The organism is Streptantibioticus cattleyicolor NRRL 8057 = DSM 46488, from assembly GCF_000240165.1.
Lineage (GTDB): Bacteria > Actinomycetota > Actinomycetes > Streptomycetales > Streptomycetaceae > Streptantibioticus > Streptantibioticus cattleyicolor.
Window position 1 is genome coordinate 2,190,709 of record NC_017586.1, and the last position, 16,671, is coordinate 2,207,379.

At 73.7% G+C, this 16,671-nt stretch carries 16 protein-coding genes; 5 read left to right on the forward strand and 11 right to left on the reverse strand.

Going from position 1 to position 16,671, the window contains the following annotated elements:
• The first annotated feature begins 128 nt into the window (after positions 1-128).
• Positions 129-1,517 (forward strand): UDP-glucose dehydrogenase family protein, encoded by a 1,389-nt coding sequence (locus SCATT_RS09625; protein WP_042507562.1) that lies wholly within the window; start codon positions 129-131, stop codon positions 1,515-1,517.
• A gap of 43 nt (positions 1,518-1,560) precedes the next feature.
• On the opposite strand, the gene SCATT_RS09630 is transcribed toward SCATT_RS09625, so the two are convergent.
• The 3 genes from SCATT_RS09630 to SCATT_RS09640 form a co-directional block, all read right to left on the reverse strand.
• A complete protein-coding gene (locus SCATT_RS09630) occupies positions 1,561-2,751 on the reverse strand; it encodes a dipeptidase (protein ID WP_014142815.1) in 1,191 nt (396 codons plus the stop codon).
• Positions 2,748-3,245, reverse strand: a complete 498-nt coding sequence (gene purE, locus SCATT_RS09635; RefSeq protein ID WP_173405702.1) for a 5-(carboxyamino)imidazole ribonucleotide mutase — start codon at positions 3,243-3,245, stop codon at positions 2,748-2,750. The genes SCATT_RS09630 and purE overlap by 4 nt, the downstream gene beginning before the upstream one ends.
• Before the next feature lie 65 nt (positions 3,246-3,310).
• Positions 3,311-4,498 carry a 5-(carboxyamino)imidazole ribonucleotide synthase gene (locus SCATT_RS09640; RefSeq protein ID WP_078590870.1) on the reverse strand — a complete coding sequence of 396 codons (1,188 nt, stop codon included), beginning with the start codon at positions 4,496-4,498 and terminating at the stop codon, positions 3,311-3,313.
• Between the two features lie 380 nt (positions 4,499-4,878).
• On the opposite strand from SCATT_RS09640, the gene SCATT_RS09645 reads away from it, so the two are divergent.
• Positions 4,879-5,394, forward strand: coding sequence for a GtrA family protein (locus tag SCATT_RS09645; RefSeq protein ID WP_014142818.1), 516 nt, complete (start codon positions 4,879-4,881; stop codon positions 5,392-5,394).
• A gap of 102 nt (positions 5,395-5,496) precedes the next feature.
• On the opposite strand, the gene SCATT_RS09650 is transcribed toward SCATT_RS09645, so the two are convergent.
• Positions 5,497-6,786, reverse strand: coding sequence for an ATP-binding protein (locus SCATT_RS09650; RefSeq protein ID WP_014142819.1), 1,290 nt, complete (start codon positions 6,784-6,786; stop codon positions 5,497-5,499).
• A gap of 28 nt (positions 6,787-6,814) precedes the next feature.
• Complete coding sequence (locus SCATT_RS09655) at positions 6,815-7,486, reverse strand: response regulator transcription factor (protein WP_014142820.1); 672 nt, start codon at positions 7,484-7,486, stop codon at positions 6,815-6,817.
• Positions 7,487-7,866: 380 nt separating this feature from the next.
• On the opposite strand from SCATT_RS09655, the gene SCATT_RS09660 reads away from it, so the two are divergent.
• Positions 7,867-9,372, forward strand: a complete 1,506-nt coding sequence (locus SCATT_RS09660; RefSeq protein ID WP_014142821.1) for a peptide MFS transporter — start codon at positions 7,867-7,869, stop codon at positions 9,370-9,372.
• A gap of 231 nt (positions 9,373-9,603) precedes the next feature.
• Here SCATT_RS09660 and SCATT_RS09665 read toward each other — a convergent pair whose 3' ends face one another.
• From SCATT_RS09665 to SCATT_RS09685, 5 genes are all read right to left on the reverse strand, one after another.
• A complete protein-coding gene (locus SCATT_RS09665; protein WP_014142822.1) occupies positions 9,604-11,052 on the reverse strand; it encodes a hypothetical protein in 1,449 nt (482 codons plus the stop codon).
• The gene (locus SCATT_RS09670) at positions 11,049-12,059 is read right to left on the reverse strand and encodes a neocarzinostatin apoprotein domain-containing protein (RefSeq protein ID WP_014142823.1); all 1,011 of its coding nucleotides are present in this window, start codon (positions 12,057-12,059) and stop codon (positions 11,049-11,051) included. The genes SCATT_RS09665 and SCATT_RS09670 overlap by 4 nt, the downstream gene beginning before the upstream one ends.
• Positions 12,056-12,964, reverse strand: a complete 909-nt coding sequence (locus SCATT_RS09675) for a hypothetical protein (RefSeq protein ID WP_014142824.1) — start codon at positions 12,962-12,964, stop codon at positions 12,056-12,058. The genes SCATT_RS09670 and SCATT_RS09675 overlap by 4 nt, the downstream gene beginning before the upstream one ends.
• Before the next feature lie 35 nt (positions 12,965-12,999).
• Positions 13,000-13,689, reverse strand: a complete 690-nt coding sequence (locus SCATT_RS09680) for an LPXTG cell wall anchor domain-containing protein (RefSeq protein ID WP_014142825.1) — start codon at positions 13,687-13,689, stop codon at positions 13,000-13,002.
• Positions 13,690-13,797: 108 nt separating this feature from the next.
• Entirely contained in the window at positions 13,798-14,436 is a 639-nt protein-coding gene (locus tag SCATT_RS09685; protein ID WP_014142826.1) for a TetR/AcrR family transcriptional regulator, read from the reverse strand.
• A gap of 188 nt (positions 14,437-14,624) precedes the next feature.
• Between SCATT_RS09685 and SCATT_RS09690 the strand changes: the two genes are divergently transcribed.
• Positions 14,625-15,173 (forward strand): DUF6230 family protein, encoded by a 549-nt coding sequence (locus SCATT_RS09690; protein WP_014142827.1) that lies wholly within the window; start codon positions 14,625-14,627, stop codon positions 15,171-15,173.
• Positions 15,164-16,081, forward strand: a complete 918-nt coding sequence (locus SCATT_RS09695) for a DUF6114 domain-containing protein (RefSeq protein WP_014142828.1) — start codon at positions 15,164-15,166, stop codon at positions 16,079-16,081. Before SCATT_RS09690 ends, SCATT_RS09695 begins: the two co-directional genes overlap by 10 nt.
• A 36-nt stretch (positions 16,082-16,117) precedes the next feature.
• Here the strand turns inward: SCATT_RS09695 and SCATT_RS09700 are convergent, their stop codons facing one another.
• The gene (locus SCATT_RS09700; protein ID WP_014142829.1) at positions 16,118-16,612 is read right to left on the reverse strand and encodes an ATP-binding protein; all 495 of its coding nucleotides are present in this window, start codon (positions 16,610-16,612) and stop codon (positions 16,118-16,120) included.
• Between the last annotated feature and the right edge of the window lie 59 nt (positions 16,613-16,671).

Here is a 16,671-nt window from a genome sequence, read left to right on the forward strand (position 1 = left end):
AACGTCATCCTAGGCCCGAGGCCGACTCCGCGATACGTGAGCTACCCGACAGCCTGCCCGGCCACGCCCCCACGCACCGCCTCGTCGCACGGCGGCCCGACTATGCTCGGTTGCCACGCGTGCAACCGATGCAGCACCTCGCACCACCCGTGGCACCCCCGAAAGGCGATACAGGCGTGAAGCTCACCGTGATCGGCACCGGATACCTCGGAGCGACCCACGCGGCGGCCATGGCGGAGCTGGGCTTCGAGGTGCTGGGGCTGGACATCGATCCGGACAAGATCGCCATGCTCTCCCGGGGCCACCTGCCGATCTACGAGCCCGGCCTGGACGAGCTGCTCCAGCGGCACGTCGACGGGGTGGCCGGCTCCACCGGGCGGCTGCGCTTCACCACCGACTGGCAGGAGGCCGCCGACTTCGGCGACGTCCATTTCGTGTGCGTCAACACCCCGCAGAAGCGCGGCGAGTACGCCTGCGACATGTCGTACGTGGAGAGCGCGGTGGAGTCGCTCGCCCCGCATCTGACCCGGCCGACGCTGGTGGTGGGGAAGTCCACGGTGCCGGTGGGCAGCGCCGAGCGGCTGGCGGAGCGGCTGGCCGCGCTCGCCCCGGCCGGGGCCGCCGCGGAGCTGGCGTGGAACCCGGAGTTCCTGCGCGAGGGGTTCGCCGTGGAGGACACCCTGCACCCGGACCGGATCGTGATCGGGGTGCGCTCGGAGGAGGCGGAGAAGGCGCTGCGGGAGGTCTACGCCACCCCGATCGGGGCCGGCACCCCGCTGGTGGTCACCGACTACGCCACCGCGGAGCTGGTGAAGAACGCCGCCAACTCCTTCCTGTCCACCAAGATCTCGTTCATCAACGCGATGGCCGAGGTGTGCGAGGCGGCCGGCGGTGACGTGGTCAAGCTCGCCGAGGCCATCGGGTACGACGACCGGATCGGCCACAAGTTCCTGCGCGCCGGGATCGGCTTCGGCGGCGGCTGCCTGCCCAAGGACATCCGCGCCTTCATGGCCCGGGCCGGCGAGCTGGGGGCCGACCAGGCGCTGACCTTCCTGCGCGAGGTCGACTCGATCAACATGCGCCGCCGGGGGCACATGGTGGAGATGGCCCGCGAGGCGTGCGGCGCCGACGGCTCCTTCCTCGGCAAGCGGATCGCGGTGCTGGGCGCCACCTTCAAGCCCGACTCCGACGACGTACGGGACTCCCCCGCGCTCAACGTGGCCGGCCAGATCCAGCTCCAGGGCGGCCAGGTCACCGTCTACGACCCCAAGGGGATGGAGAACGCCGCCCGGCTCTTCCCGACCCTGACCTACGCCGCCAGCGCGCTGGAGGCGGTGCGCGGCGCCGACGTGGTGCTCCATCTGACCGAGTGGCGCGAGTTCCGTGAGCTGGACCCGGTGGCGCTGGGTTCGGTGGCCGCCGTCCGGCGCATCCTGGACGGCCGCAACACCCTCGACCCGCAGACGTGGCGGTCGGCGGGGTGGACGTTCCGGGCGATGGGCCGCCCGCGGGTGTGAGGCGCCCGGCCGGGCCGCGCGGCCCGGCCGGCCATCGGCACGGTCAGCCGTCGAGCTGGTCGATGGTGGCGGTCGACGGGCCGCGTACGGAACGCAGCCGGACGGCCACCGACTCCGCCTCGCGCAGCACCCGCAACGGGTTGTGCCAGGTCAGCTTCGCCAGGTCGGTCTCGGACCAGCCACGGCGCAGCAGCTCGGCGACGAGGTTGGGGTAGCCGGAGACGTCGGCGAGGTCGGCCGGGGTGAAGGCGGTGCCGTCGTAGTCGCCGCCGACGCCGATGTGGTCGACGCCGGCGACCTCGCGCATGTGGTCGAGGTGGTCGGCGACGGTCGCCGCGGTGGCCACCGGACGCGGGTTGGCGGCCTCGAAGGCGCGCTGCACCGCCATCGCCTCGGGCGTGGTGTCCAGCGGGTGGAAGCCGTGGGCGCGCATGTTGTCGTCGGCGGCCCGGGTCCAGGCGATCGCCTCGGGCAGGATGAACTTGGGCACGAAGGTGGCCATCGCCACGCCGCCGTTGGCCGGCAGGGCCGCGAGCACGTCGTCGGGGACGTTGCGGACGTGGTCGCAGACCGCGCGGGCGGAGGAGTGCGAGAAGATCACCGGCGCCTCGCTGACCCGCAGCGCGTCCCGCATGGTGTCGGCGGAGACGTGGCTGAGGTCGACGAGCATGCCCAGCCGGTTCATCTCGCGGACGACCTCCTCGCCGAACCGGGTCAGTCCGCCGGCCGCGGGCTCGTCGGTGGCCGAGTCGGCCCACGGGACGTTGTCGTTGTGGGTGAGGGTCAGATAGCGCACCCCGAGCGCGTACAGCGCCCGCAGGGTGGCCAGCGAGCAGTTGATGGAGTGGCCGCCCTCGGCGCCCATCAGGGAGGCGATCCGGCCCTCGGCGCGGGCGGCCTCCACCTCGTCGGCGGTGAACGCCGGCCGCAGGTCGGCCGGGTGGCGCTCGGCGAGCCGCAGCACGCAGTCGATCTGCTCCAGGGTGGCGCTGACCGCGTCGTCGCCGGCCAGGTCGGAGCGGACGTAGACGGACCAGAACTGGGCGCCCACGCCGCCGGCCCGCAGCCGGGGCAGGTCGGTGTGGAGCACCCCGGTGCGGTCGGCGGCGATGTCGAGCCGGTCGAGGTCGTAGCGGACCTGTTCGCGCAGCGCCCACGGCAGGTCGTTGTGGCCGTCGACCACCGGGTGGGCGGCGAGGAGTTCGCGGGCGCGGGCCGTCAGGTCGCCGCTCACTTGGCGAACCCGAAGTTCTTGCCGCCCTCCACCTTGGTGCGCAGCCGCCGGCCCTTCTCGGTGGCCTGGTGGTTGAGGTCCTCCTGGAAGTGGCCCATGCGCTCGGCGAGTTCGGGGTCGAACGCGGCGAGCATGCGGACCGCGAGGAGCCCGGCGTTGCGGGCGCCGCCGACCGAGACGGTGGCCACCGGGACGCCGGCCGGCATCTGCACGATGGACAGCAGCGAGTCCATGCCGTCGAGGTACTTCAGCGGCACCGGCACCCCGATGACCGGCAGGGTGGTGACCGAGGCGAGCATCCCCGGCAGGTGGGCGGCGCCGCCGGCCCCGGCGATGATCGCCTTGAGCCCGCGGCCGGCCGCCTGCTCCCCGTAGGCGATCATCTCGCGCGGCATGCGGTGCGCGGAGACCACGTCCACCTCGTAGGACACCTCGAACTCGTCGAGCGCCTGGGCGGCGGCCTCCATCACGGGCCAGTCGGAGTCGGACCCCATGACGACGCCGACGGCGGGCGCCTCGGCCGTGCGGGCGCCGGAGCTGGGTGCGGGCGGGACGTTGCTCACTCTTGGATCGTTCCTCGCAGGTAGTCGGCGGCGTGCCGGGCGCGTTCGCGGACGTCGGCCAGGTCGTCGCCCCAGGTGTTGACGTGCCCGACCTTACGGCCTGGCTTGACGTCCTTGCCGTACATGTGGATCTTCAGCCCCGGGTCGCGTGCCATGCAGTGCAGATAGGCGAAGTACATGTCGGGGAAGTCGCCGCCGAGGACGTTGCACATCACGGTCCAGCGGGCACGCGGGCGCGGGTCGCCGAGCGGCAGGTCGAGCACGGCGCGCAGGTGGTTGGCGAACTGCGAGGTGACCGCGCCGTCCTGGGTCCAGTGGCCGCTGTTGTGCGGGCGCATGGCGAGTTCGTTGACGAGGATCCGGCCGTCGCGGGTCTCGAACAGCTCGACCGCGAGGTGGCCGACGACGCCGAGGTCCTTGGCGATGGTGAGCGCGAGTCGCTGGGCGGCGGCGGACAGTTCGCCGGACAGTCCGGGGGCGGGGGCGATCACGGTGTCGCAGACGCCGTCGACCTGGACGGACTCGACCACCGGGTAGGCGACCGCCTGGCCGTGCGGGGAGCGCACGACGTTGGCGGCGAGTTCGCGGGCGAAGTCGACCTTCTCCTCGGCGAGCACCGGGACGCCGGCCTTGAACGGCTCGGCGGCCTCGGTGACGTCCCGGACGACCCATACGCCCTTGCCGTCGTAGCCGCCACGGACGGTCTTGAGGACGACGGGGAAGCCGTCGGTGCCCTCGGCGGCCCCTTCGGCGGCGAAGGCGGCGACGTCGGCCGGGTCGGCGACGATGCGGTTGCGCGGGCAGGGCACCCCGATCGCGGCGAGCCGGGCCCGCATCAGCCCCTTGTCCTGGGCGTGCATCAGGGCGTCGGGGCCGGGGCGTACGGTGACGCCCTCGGCCTGAAGGGCCCGCAGGTGTTCGGTGGGTACGTGCTCGTGGTCGAAGGTGAGCACGTCGCAACCGCGGGCGAAGGCGCGCAGGGTGTCGAGGTCGCGGTAGTCGCCGACCACCACGTCGTTGACCACCTGGGCCGCCGAGTCCTGCGGGGTGTCGCTGAGGAGCCTGAACCTGATGCCGAGGGGGATGCCCGCCTCGTGCGTCATACGCGCGAGCTGGCCGCCCCCCACCATGCCGACTACGGGGAATGTCACCCGTCCAGGGTATCGGCCGTTGCCCGGTTCCATGACGTGGGCCTCGTAGGAACGCACCAAGAGCCGCTCCGGGGGCGCCTCCGGCCTCGGCGGATCGCACAGAACGCGACGGACGGAGCGGCCAGTGTGCGACACGCCCGAGCGCGTGGGGACGTCACGAGAATGTAAGACGAATTTCAGCCTGCGCACCGAACCCCATCGCCACCTGGATCGTCTACGCTCACGCGGGTGCGCCGTACCCGGCCTCCCGCACCCTCAACTGGCTCGAAACAAGCGGGTTTCATACCCTTGCCGAAGCCGCGTTACACCACTCGACAGGCGCTCGTTCATTTCCGGTGGTTAGCATGAGGGCCGGGGGAACAGCCGAACAGCCCAGAAGACCGGCCACCTACAGACAGGGTCCAGCGATCATTATGAGTCGACTGAGCGCGTTGAACGCCCGACTGAGGTTCCTCTACCGCGAGATCGCCAAGTTCGGCATCGTCGGGATCGCCGGCATCGGCGTCAACCTGGTCGTGTTCAACCTGCTGCGCAACGTCACCAACCTGCAGACGGTCCGCTCCAGTGTCGTCGCCACCGCCGTCGCCATCGCCTTCAACTACGTGGGCTTCCGGTACTTCACCTACCGCGACCGGGACCGTGGCGGGCGCGGCAAGGAGATGGGCCTGTTCACGTTCTTCAGCGTGATCGGCCTGGTCATCGAGAACGGCATCCTGTACGGCGCGACCTACGGCATGGGCTGGGACGGCCCGCTGGCCAACAACTTCTTCAAGTTCGCCGGCATCGGCGTGGCCACGCTCTTCCGGTTCTGGTCCTACCGCACCTGGGTCTTCCGCTCGCTGCCGGCGCAGGCCGTGGAGCAGGCCGAGGCGATCCTCAGCGACGCCGAGCGGCAGCAGCGGGTCAACATCGCCCGCAGCGCCGAATAACCCGATCGGGCGACCCCGCACCGGGCCGCCCCCGCACCGTCCTTCCGGGCCCCCGCAGCGGGGCCCGTGGCGTTCGCGGGCGGAAGACCGGGCCTGGCGGCGTCACCGTATCGGCGACGGCCCCTGGTCGTCCTCCGCGGGGCGTGTGGCGGCCCCCGGGGCGCCCTCCCGGGCCAGGAAGAGCGCGAAGACCGGCGGACGCCCCTGGAGCAGCTCCAGCCGCCCTCCGTCGGCCTCGGCGAGGTCACGGGCGACGGCGAGCCCGAGGCCGGTGGAGTTGCGGCCGGACACGGTGCGCTCGAAGACCCGGGAGCCCAGGTCGGCGGGGACGCCCTGGCCCTCGTCGGTGACCTCGACGACGACCTGGTTGCCGGTGACCCGGGTGTGGATGCCGACCGCGCCGGCGCCGTGCATCAGGGCGTTCTCGATCAAGGTGGCCAGCACCTGGGCGACCGCGCCGGGGGTGCCCACCGCGCGCAGCCCGGGGGTGCCGGAGCGGGAGATGCCGCGGCCCTCACCCCGGTAGGCCGGACGCCACTCCTCCAGCTGCTGCTTGATCACCTCGTCGAGGTCGAAGGCGACCGCCGAGCCGGTGCGCGGGTCGCGGGAGTTGGTCAGCAGCCGCTGCACCACGTCGGTGAGGCGCTCGACCTGGCCGAGGGCTATCGTCGCCTCCTCCTTGACCGTGTCGTGGTCGTCGGTGGCGATGATCTCCTCCAGCCGCATGGAGAGTGCGGTCAGCGGGGTGCGCAGCTGGTGGGAGGCGTCCGCGGCGAGCCGCCGTTCCGCGGTGAGCATCCGGGCGATCCGTTCGGCGCTGGCGTCGAGGACGTCGGCGACCCGGTCCAGCTCCGGCACCCCGTACCGCTTGTGGCGCGGGCGGGGGTCGCCGGAGCCGAGGCGTTCGGCGGTCTCGGCGAGGTCGGTCAGCGGGGCCACCAGCCGCCGGGCCTGGCCGATGGCGAGGACCACGGCGGCGGCGATGGCCAGCAGCGCCACCGCGAGGATCACCAGCAGGGTGCGGCCGATCTCCTGGCTTATCACCGACCGCGGCTCCTGGACCACCACGGACTCGCCGTGCACCCCGTCCCGCCGGGCCTGGACGACCTGGCCGGACGGGGGCGTGCCCAGGGTGATCGGCGGCTGCCCGGGGACCCGCACCACGGCGTACCGGCGGGAGTCGATCTGCCGGGTCAGCGCGGGCGGGGAGACCTTCTCGCCGGCCGCGATGCGGTTCTCCACCACCCCGATGAGCTGGATGGCGTCGGACTGCACGGCGTCCTTGGCGCTGCTCTCGATGGTCCGGCTCTCCACGATCACCAGGGAGAGGCCGAAGACCGCGATCACCACGAGGACCACGGCCAGGGTGGAGTTGATCAGTCGGCGGCGCATCGGGGGCGGGCGGCGGCGCGGGCCGCGGTCAGTTCTTCTCGAAGCGGAAGCCGACGCCGCGCACGGTGGAGATGTACCGCGGGTTGGCGGCGTCGTCGCCGAGCTTCTTGCGCAGCCAGGAGATGTGCATGTCGAGCGTCTTGGTCGAGGACCACCAGGTGGTGTCCCACACCTCGCGCATCAGCTGGTCGCGGGTGACCACCCGGCCGGCGTCCCGCACCAGGACCCGCAGCAGGTCGAACTCCTTGGCGGTCAGCGACAGTTCGTCGTCGCCGATCCACGCCCGGTGCGACTCGACGTCGATGCGCACGCCCTGGGTGGCCGGCTGCGACTCGGCGCTGCCGCGGCGCAGCAGGGCCCGCACCCGGGCGAGCAGTTCGGCGAGGCGGAAGGGCTTGGTGACGTAGTCGTCGGCGCCGGCGTCGAGGCCGACCACCGTGTCCACCTCGTCGGCCCGGGCGGTGAGGACGAGCACCGGGAAGCCGTGGCCCTCGGTGCGCAGCCGGCGGCACACCTCCAGGCCGTCCATCCCGGGCAGGCCGAGGTCCAGCACGAGCAGGTCCACGCTGCCCTGGAGCCCGGCGTCGAGCGCGGTCGGTCCGTCTTCGCGCACCTCCACGTCGTATCCTTCGCGGCGCAGTGCGCGTGCGAGCGGTTCCGAGATGGAGGCGTCGTCCTCGGCGAGCAGTACGCGGGTCATGGGCTGATGGTAGTCCGCGGGGCATCGCCCGGGGGCGCACGGGCGGGCGCACGCAGGGGCATTGCCGGAGCCAGGGGTCCACGGCGGTCTCGCGTACGGTTCCGGGCGCCCCTGTGACGTATCTCTCAAGCCGGTGCAAAGGGCACGCATCTTGACCTACCGTGTGAGGACGTCCTTAGCACTACCAGGAGACCTTTGGCCGACACGACGTGCCAAGGTCCCTTATTCGTGCGGAGACCGGCACGAACCGGGATCCTCAGTGACGTGAACCAGTCGGCCGGGCCCTTGCGTCGAAGGTGACGCACGGGCAGGGGGCCGGCCACCCCCCACCGCGGGCGCGTCCTGGTGACAGCGCGCGTCCCAGCACACAAGGAACGACCATGGCGTCCAGCCTGACGAAGGACGCCGCCGCGCAGGTCACCCCTGCATCCGGCGGCAAGACCTTCTTCGGCCACCCGCGCGGCCTGGCCACTCTCTTCATGACCGAGATGTGGGAGCGCTTCAGCTTCTACGGCATGCGCGCCCTGCTCGTGCTCTACCTGGTCGCCCCGGCGGCCAAGGGCGGTCTCGGTTTCGCCGCGGCGACGGCCGCCGCGATCTACTCGGTCTACAACGCCACGGTCTACCTGCTGGCGATGCCCGGCGGCTGGATCGCCGACCGGTTGTGGGGTCCCCGCAAGACGGTCGCGGTGGCCGGCACGATCATCATGATCGGCCACTTCCTGCTCGCGGTGCCGGTCGAGATCTCCTTCTTCGTCGGCCTGGTCTTCATCGCCATCGGTTCCGGCCTGCTCAAGGCCAACATCTCCACGATGGTCGGCCACCTGTACCCGGACCGCAACGACCCGCGCCGGGACGGCGGCTTCACCATCTTCTACATGGGCATCAACCTCGGTGCCTTCGCCGCCCCGCTGGTGATCGGCACCATCGGCCAGAACGTCAACTGGCACCTGGGCTTCGCGCTCGCCGGTGTCGGCATGGCGCTGGGCCTCGCCCAGTACCTGCTGGGCACCCGCCACCTGGCCCCGGTCAGCAACGAGGTGCCGGCGCCGATGCGCAGCGAGGAGCGCACCGCGCTGCTGCGCAAGGCGGGCCTGTGGGCGCTGGCCGCGGTGGTCTTCTACGTGGTGGTGCTGGCCACCGGCTCGTTCACCATCAACTGGGTGCTGTGGCCGCTGTCGCTGGCCGGTATCGCGCTGCCCGCCTGGTACTTCGTGCGGATCCACCGGGACCGTGACCTGACCTCGGACGAGCGCTCGAAGATGACCGGTTACGTCTGGTTCTTCATCGCCGCCGCCGTGTTCTGGATGATCTACGACCAGTCCGGTTCGACCCTGACGGTCTTCGCCCAGGACCACACCGCGGGCAGGCTGTGGGGCGTCGGCTTCCCGAGCAGCTGGTTCCAGTCGCTCAACCCGCTGTACATCATGGCGCTGGCCCCGGTCGTCGCCGCGCTGTGGGTCAAGCTGCGGTCGAAGAACCCGTCGACCACGGTGAAGTTCGCCTACGGTCTGCTCGGCATCGGCATCTCCTTCGGCGTGATGATGATGGCCCAGGCCGCGGCGTCCGGCGGGGCCAAGGTGACCCCGCTGTGGCTGGCGCTGGTCTACCTGATCCAGACGGTCGCGGAGCTGTGCCTGTCGCCGGTGGGCCTGTCGGTCTCCACCAAGCTGGCGCCGGCCAAGTACGCGGGCCAGATCATGGGGCTGTGGTTCCTCGCGGTGACCGCCGGTGACTGCGTGGCCGCCATCACCCAGCTGGTGCTCGGCAACGCCTTCCTCTCCCAGGCGTCCTTCGCGGTGCAGGGCGCGATCGCGGCGCTGGCCGGCGTGGCCTTCGTGCTGTGGCGCAAGAAGGTCATCCGGCTCATGGGCGACGTGCACTGACGTCCCACCGTGGTCCGACCGGGGCCCCGCGGCTCATAGTGCCGCGTCAGCCAGGGTTCGCCCCGTCGCGGCGTCCGGCACGGCGCCTCGCGGCGTTGCCGGATCAGCCGAGTAGACCCACTACGAGGCCGATCCGGCGCCTTGCGACGCACCGCACCGGACGCCGCTCCTTACCGGGCAAACCCTGGCTGACGCGGCACTACAGCCGCGGGGCCCCGGCGTACCCGGGCGTCAGCGCCGGGCGCGGCGCCTGGGCAGGAAGGTGAAGACGGCCGCGCCGAGCAGCACCAGGGTGCCGGCGACGAGGCCGAGGGCGTGCAGGGCGCCGGTGTCGCTCGCGCCGGTCTGGGCGAGTCCGCCGGCCGATCCGGTGCCGGTGGAGCCGCCGGTGCCGGAGGTGGTGGCGCCGGTGGTCCCGGTGGTGCCGGCCGAGCCGCCGCCGGTGCCGCCCGGCTGGGCGGAGGTGTCCAGAGTGAGCGAGGCGCCCGGGTCCTTGGCCGGGGTGCAGGTGGTCGTGGTGCCCAGCGCCTCGACGGTGAGGACGCCCGGGGTCAGCGTGGCCTTTCCGGTGACGCCCGGCTTGTAGGTGCCCGTCAGGTCGGGGATGACGATGGGGGCGCCGGCCTTGATGGGCTGGGCGTTGACCGGTCCGGTGGTCGCCACCGAGCCGGAGTCGGCGCCGCCCACGGCGACCCGCATCGAGGGCTTGACCGCGCCCGCCGGGATGTCGGCCGGGCTGTTCATCACGCTCTTGGCGAAGTGCACGGTGAGCGCGAAGTCCCCGCCCGCCTTGGCCGCGTCGATCTCCACCGGCGAGACGGCCTCCTTGGCGCCGATCGGCGTCCGGCACTTGTAGTCCACGTCGACCGGGGTGCCCTTGAACGAGGTGGGCCCGCCGGATCCGCCGGTGCTCTGGCCGCCGCTGGTGCCGGACGTCGAGGTGCCGCCGGACGTCGTGGTGCCGCCCGATGACGTCGTGCCGCCCGATGTCGTCGTACCGCCGGACGTCGTCGTACCGCCGGACGTCGTCGTACCGCCCGATGTCGTCCCACCCGACGAGGACGTCCCGCCCGTGGACGTCCCGCCCGTCGTCGTACCGCCCGAACTGCCGCCGTCGGACGTCACCTTGATGGTGACCGCGGGCGGCACGGTCGCCGTGGCCTTGCACTTGGTGTCCGTGGAGAGGGGTTTGCTGACGTTGATGTCGTAGTCGGCGGGGGTGAGGGTGACGTCGCCGGCCTGGGTGAGCTTGAGCGTGCCGGTCATGTCGGAGAGGACCATGGGGCTGTTCTTGGGGATCGGCGGGTTGCTGCGGGGGCCGGAGACGGCGAGGGAGCCGGTGGCCGCGCCGCCGATGGTCAGGTGGCCGCTGGGCTGCACGGTGTCCTTGCCCAGGTCGATGATGCCCGGGTTGTTCGAGGCGGCCTGGAGGGTTTTCCACACCACCGTGACCGTGTCGCCGACCTTGGCCGTGGCGGGGGCGGTGATGTCGGCCTTGGTGGTGCCGTTCACCGGGGGCAGCCCGGAGATGGGCGGCGGGACGCACTGGGTGGCGAAGTCGGACTCGGCGGCACGGGCGGCCCCGGAGGAGAGCATCAGGGCGGCCCCGCCGAGGGCGAGCGCGAGACCGGCCGCACCGGCGGCCCGGGTCGCGGATGGTCGGGTACGTAACGTGGTCACGGGGTTCCCTTCGCGCTGGGACGGTCATCGGTGGACGGTGCGGAGGGCGTGGCCGGTGCGGGGCGCGCGCCGGGCATGGAGTGCGGGGCGAACCACGGCAGCGTGGCGGCCCGCGGACCGGGCGGCGGACCGGACGGCGGGCGCCGGGGGCCTCGGGGGCGGCGTGGCCGTATCCGGTCGACCACCGCCATGCCGATCCGGAAGACGGCGGCCGGGACCACCACGCACAGCAGCACCCAGAAAAGCGTCACGCCCCAGGGGCGGGCGACGGACCAGGGCTGGACGGCGAGCACCCGGCCCGCGTACGCCACGCTGATCCGGTAGTCGCCGTGGGCGCCGGCCGCCAGCTCCACCGGGAGCCGTACCAGGGCCTTGGCGCCGGGGGCGACCGTGCCGTGCCACCGCTGGTCCTGCCACTGCGGGGAGTAGACGCCGTGGGCGACGCCGATCCGGAAGACCGGGTCGCGGGCCGGGTCGGCGGCGGTGTTGCCGACGGTGAGCACCAGTTGCCGCTGGGCGGGGGCGCCGAACCAGGTCAGCAGGGAGCCGTCGCCGTCGAGCCGGACGGCCAGCGCGGTGAGCCGGCCGCCGCCGTCGTTCGGCGGCAGCGGGGCGACCGGGTGGCCGGCCACGGTGAACGGGGCGTCCACGGCGGCCGGTTGGCCCAGCACGGTGGCCACGTGCACCACGCACGGGCACGGCTTGGGCGGTTCGGCCACCGGCAGCGACTGCCGGAAGGCGCCCGTGGTGTCGGTGGTGGCGGTGCGGCCGGCCGCGTTGGCGCAGGCGTCGGTGCCGCCGATGGCGTCCTGGCCGCAGATGAGCAGGGTCAGCAGGGTGTGCGGGCGCCAGCCGGTGCCGGTGACCGTGACGGTGCCGCCGGCCCCGCCCTGCTGGGCGCCCAGGCGTACCGCGGGGCCGTCCGCGGCGGCGGCCGGGAACGGCAGGGCCAGCGCGGCGAGTACGGTCAGCAGGGCCGCGGCCCACGTCCTGGCCGTCGCGCTCACGGTCGGGCTCCCGTCTCCCGGCGGGGCGGCCGGCCCCCGCGCCGCCGTCGGCTCCACAGCCCGGCCGCGCCGAGTCCGGCGCCGGCCACCGGGAGCGCCACCGCGAGCGCGCCGGTGGACACGGCGGTCCAGCCGGCCGTGGCGGTGGCGGGCGGGGCGCCGGGGACGGTGGCGGTCACCCGGATCCGTACCCGGTCGGCGGCGGGCGGGTGCGGCCACACCAGGCTGAACGCCGCCGAGCGGCCCGGTGCCACGGTGACCGCCGGCCGGTACGCGGCCGGCCGCCAGCTCGTGCCCAGCAGCCCGTCCGCGCGCACGTCCAGCGACGGCGCCGACACCTCGGTGTTGCCGCGGTTGACCAGGGTGCCGTGGATCCGCGCGCCGCCGCCGGGCGCCGGGCCGACCCCGACCCCGGTGACCGACAGCGCGGTCAACTCCCGTCCGGTGACGCGCAGATGGACGGGGACCACGGCACGCCGCCCGCTTTCGGAGGTGACGACCACGGCGGCCGGATGGCCGCCGGGGCGGGCGTCGGCGGGGACGGTGACGGTGAACGGCACGTCGGCCCGGGTACGCGCCGGTATCCGCGGGGCCGCGTCGGCGAACCGCAGCCAGCCCCCCGCGTCGGCCGCGGTGGCCGGATCACCCGCGGTCACCCCACCGCCCGGACCGGCCACCGCGTCCGCCCCGCGCACCGTGAACCGCTCCGCCGTGCGGCCGGTCTCGGTCACCGAGACGGCGTCGTGGAGCACGGCACCGGGCGGACCCTCCAGGTAGACGTAGGGGCGGTCGCCGGCCGGGCGGGCGGTCCAGCCGCCGGTGGCGGCGCAGGCGAGGACGAGGAGTCCGGCCGCGCGCCACCGTCGCGCCGGCCGGGCCGGTCGCGGGGACGTGGGCGACGCCATGAGCGCTCCTCCCGCTGGTCGCCGGTGCGTGGTGGCTACCGGGTCCGGGTGCGCCGGCCCAGCCAGAGGACGCCGCCGGCGCCGAGCAGCAGGACGGTGCCGCCGAGGGTGCCGAGCGCCACCGCGTCGTCGGCCGGGCCGGTCCGGGGCAGTTCGGCGCCGCCGCCGGTGGTGGAGCCCGTGGAACCCGTGGAGCCGCCGGCGGCGGTGACGTCGAGGGTGAGCGAGGGGCCGGGGTCGTTGCCGGGGGTGCAGGTGGTGGTGGTGCCGAGCGCCTTGATGGTGAGCACGCCCGCGGTGAAGGTGACCTTGCCGGTGGCCTTGGGGGTGTAGGTGCCGCTCAAGTCGCTGATCTTGATCGGGGTGTTGGCGGGGACCGGCTGGTCGTTGGGGGGTCCGGAGACGTTCACGGTGCCGGAGTCGGCGCCGCCGACCTTGACGACCGCGCTGGGGTTCATCGCGCCCTTGCCCAGTTCGATCGGACTGGAGGAGACGCCCTTCTCGAAGGACATGGTGAGCCGGTAACCGGAGCCGTCCGGCGCGGCCTTGATGCCGATGGGCGACACACCGCTCTTGGGGCCGATCGGGGTCTGGCACCGGTAGTCGACGTCGACCGTGGCGGCGTACGCCCCCGGCGCCACGGCCAGCGCCGCCCCGGCCACCAGTACGGTCGCGGTGGTGAGCGCCGCGACCCGGGCCGTCGTCCCGCGCGTGGAGTAGGACACGGCTGCCTCCCTTCGTGCCATCCGCCCATTACTGACGGCACATCAGATTTGGCGCCCGACAGTACGCCGGGGACCGTGCCGAGGGAAGAGCGACGGCCGCCCGGGACCTCAGGTGAGCGCCTCGGGCCGCGGGCAGGAGGGCTCGAAGTCGGCGACCGCCCGCAACGTGTCGGCCAGCAGCCGGGCCAGCAGCGCCCCGACCGTGCCACGGTCCGGCTCCCGGTCGCGCAGCCAGTCCAGGGTGAGCCCCTCCACGCACGACATCCAGCCGATCAGCGCCAGCCGGGCCAGCGGCGGCACCTCGGCGCGCCCCCAGGCGCCCTCGGCGATGGCGGCCAGGATCCGGTCCCGTACCCGGTCCCGGATGGCGTGCACCTCGGCGTCGGAGCCGACGCCGCCGGTGACGATGGCGCGGTAGGCGGCCTGGTGGTGCTCGGCGTAGCGCAGGTAGCCGTCGATGGTGCGGCGCAGCCGGTCGGCCGGGGTAAGGCCGCCGGTCTCCTCGGCGCGGGCGACGAGGTCGGCCACCGAGTCCTCGATGATCGCCAGGTAGTAGCCGCGTTTGCTGGCGAAGTAGTAGTAGATCAGCCCCTTGGCGACGTCCGCGTGGCGGGCGATGTCGTCCATGGACAGCGCGTCGTAGGACGTGTCGGCGAACAACTTCCGCCCGATGGCGATCAGTTCGGCGCGGCGGGCGCGGTACCGCGCGGAGTCCGGGCGCCCACCGGCCCGTTGACTAATGTTCAAAACGGCGCCACTCTCCAAGTGTCGCGGGTCACAGGCCCGCAGTATGGACCACCCCCTGCGCGTCCGTCTGCCCCAGGGAGGTACCTTCCGTGAGCACCGCGCCCCCCTCTCGTCCCGCCCCCTCAGGCCCCCCTCCGGCGCCGCCCGGCGAGGGCCGCACCGCGTGGCGCCGGGCCGCGCCGCCGGCCATGGCCGCCGTCACCGCGGTCGGCGCCATGGCGATCGCGATGGCACACGGCGCGCTGGCCGCCTCCTTCGCCGTCTCCGGCACCAGCTTCCAGGTCTCCTCCGGCCGGCTGACCAGCGCCGGGCTGGCCTCCTACGTCGCCACCGACCACGCCACCGACGGCTCCGGCCACCCGGTGGCCCTGCTCGGCCTCGGCCGGGCCGTCCTCAGCGACATCTGCCAGGCGGTGACGGTCAAAACCCCGGTCGGCGATGTCGTCTTCAAGCTCACCGCGGGCGGCCGGGCCGGCCAGGTCACCGCCGACCGGCTCGTCATCGACGGCTCCGACCTGGTGGGCGACGCCTACTTCGGCACCGCGCAGATCGGGCGGGACGCCTCCGCCCTCGACCAGGTGCCCGGGGTGCACGGCAAGGCCGGCGACTTCGGCCTTCAGGCGGGGCGGATCAGCGTGGCCGGGGTGCGGTCGCACGCGTGGTCGGCCACCGGCGGCGACTTCCGGCTCAAGGGGCTCAGGCTCGACGTCTCGCTGGACGGCCGGCGGTGCTTCTGACCGCCGGGGCCCGACCCGGTGCCGGTGCGGCGCGGGCCCGGCTGCGCGCCTGGCGCCGTACCCGCCCGTTCTGGGCCGGGCTGCTGCTGGTGCTGGCCGGGGCGGAGCTGCCGCTGGCCCCGCTCGCCCCGTTGCCGGTGCTGGTGAGCCTGGGGGTGGGCGGGCTGGCCGCGCTCGGCATCGGGGCGGCGCTGGTGGTGGCCGGGCTCTTCCTGTGGTTCGCCCCGCACGCCCGGCACTACGTGGCGGTCAACGCGCTGATCCTGTCGGTGGTCTCGTTCGCCGCCACCAACCTGGGCGGCTTCGGGGCCGGGATGGCGCTGGGTGTGGCGGGCGGCGCGATGGGGTTCGCCTGGACGCCCGGGCCGCGCGGACCATCGCGTACGGCGCGGCGGCGGGGCCGTACCCTCGCGGTCGCGGTGCCGTTGCTGCTGCTCGCGGTGGCGGTGCCGGCGCGGGGCCCGAAAGCCGCGGCGTCGCCCGCCCGGTACGCCCCGGTGCCGGCGCCGGTCACCGCGCCGGTGGTGACCACGACCCGGTTCGCGCCGGACGGCTTCACCGTCGCCGGGATCACCGAGGTGGTCACGGCGGCCGGGCCGCGCAAGGTGATGGTGCTGCGGATGCGGGCCGCGTCGCTGACCGACTACCGCCTCACCACCCGCGACCCCGGTCCCCGACTGGCGCTCGGCGCGCGGTCGTTGCGGCTGACCGGGGCGGTGACGCTCTACCTGACCCGGTTCAGCGGTTGTCTGGAGGGCGTGGTCTGTCTGACGTTCACCCCGGAGCGGCTGCCGGTGCCGCCGCTGGTGCCGCCGTTCGTCTACCTGACCCGGGTCTGCGCCGAGCAGGCGCTGGTGACCTCGGACGCCATCAGCGCCGACGGGCTCACGCTGCGTACCCCCGGATGACGCGCCGCCCCGGCCGGGGAACCGGCCGGGGCCGGGTCAGCCCGGCCAGGCCAGCTCCGCCCAGACGGTCTTGCCCGGCATCCGCTCGGCCCGCCGCACGCCCCAGTCGAGGCAGAGCCGCTGCACGATGAACATCCCGTGGCCGCCGGGGCGCCCGGCGCGGTGCGGGGTGCGCGGCGCCGGATCGCCGGTGCCGCCGTCGGTGACCTCCAGCCGCAGCAGCTTCGGGGCGCCGTGCAGCCGCAGCTCCTGGGGGCCGCCGCCGTGCAGGCAGGCGTTGGTGACCAGCTCGGAGACGACCAGCAGGATGTCCTCCGCGCTGGCCCGGCGGTCGGCGCTGGTGGCGGGAAGCCACCCCCAGTCGTGCAGCGCCTGCCGCGTGAAGTCGCGGGCCAGCGGTACCACCCCGCTGGCATCGGCGAGGGTGAGCGTACGCACCTGGTACCCGGACGGCGCGACGACGCCCGAGTCGTCCGGGCCGCCGTGGTCCCGCCCACGGTCGTCCGGCGCGAAGGGCCGGGTGGTGCTCATCAGCGCTTCACCTCACCGATGTCCGACAGTTCGAGGAGTCTTCTGCCCGACGACGCCCG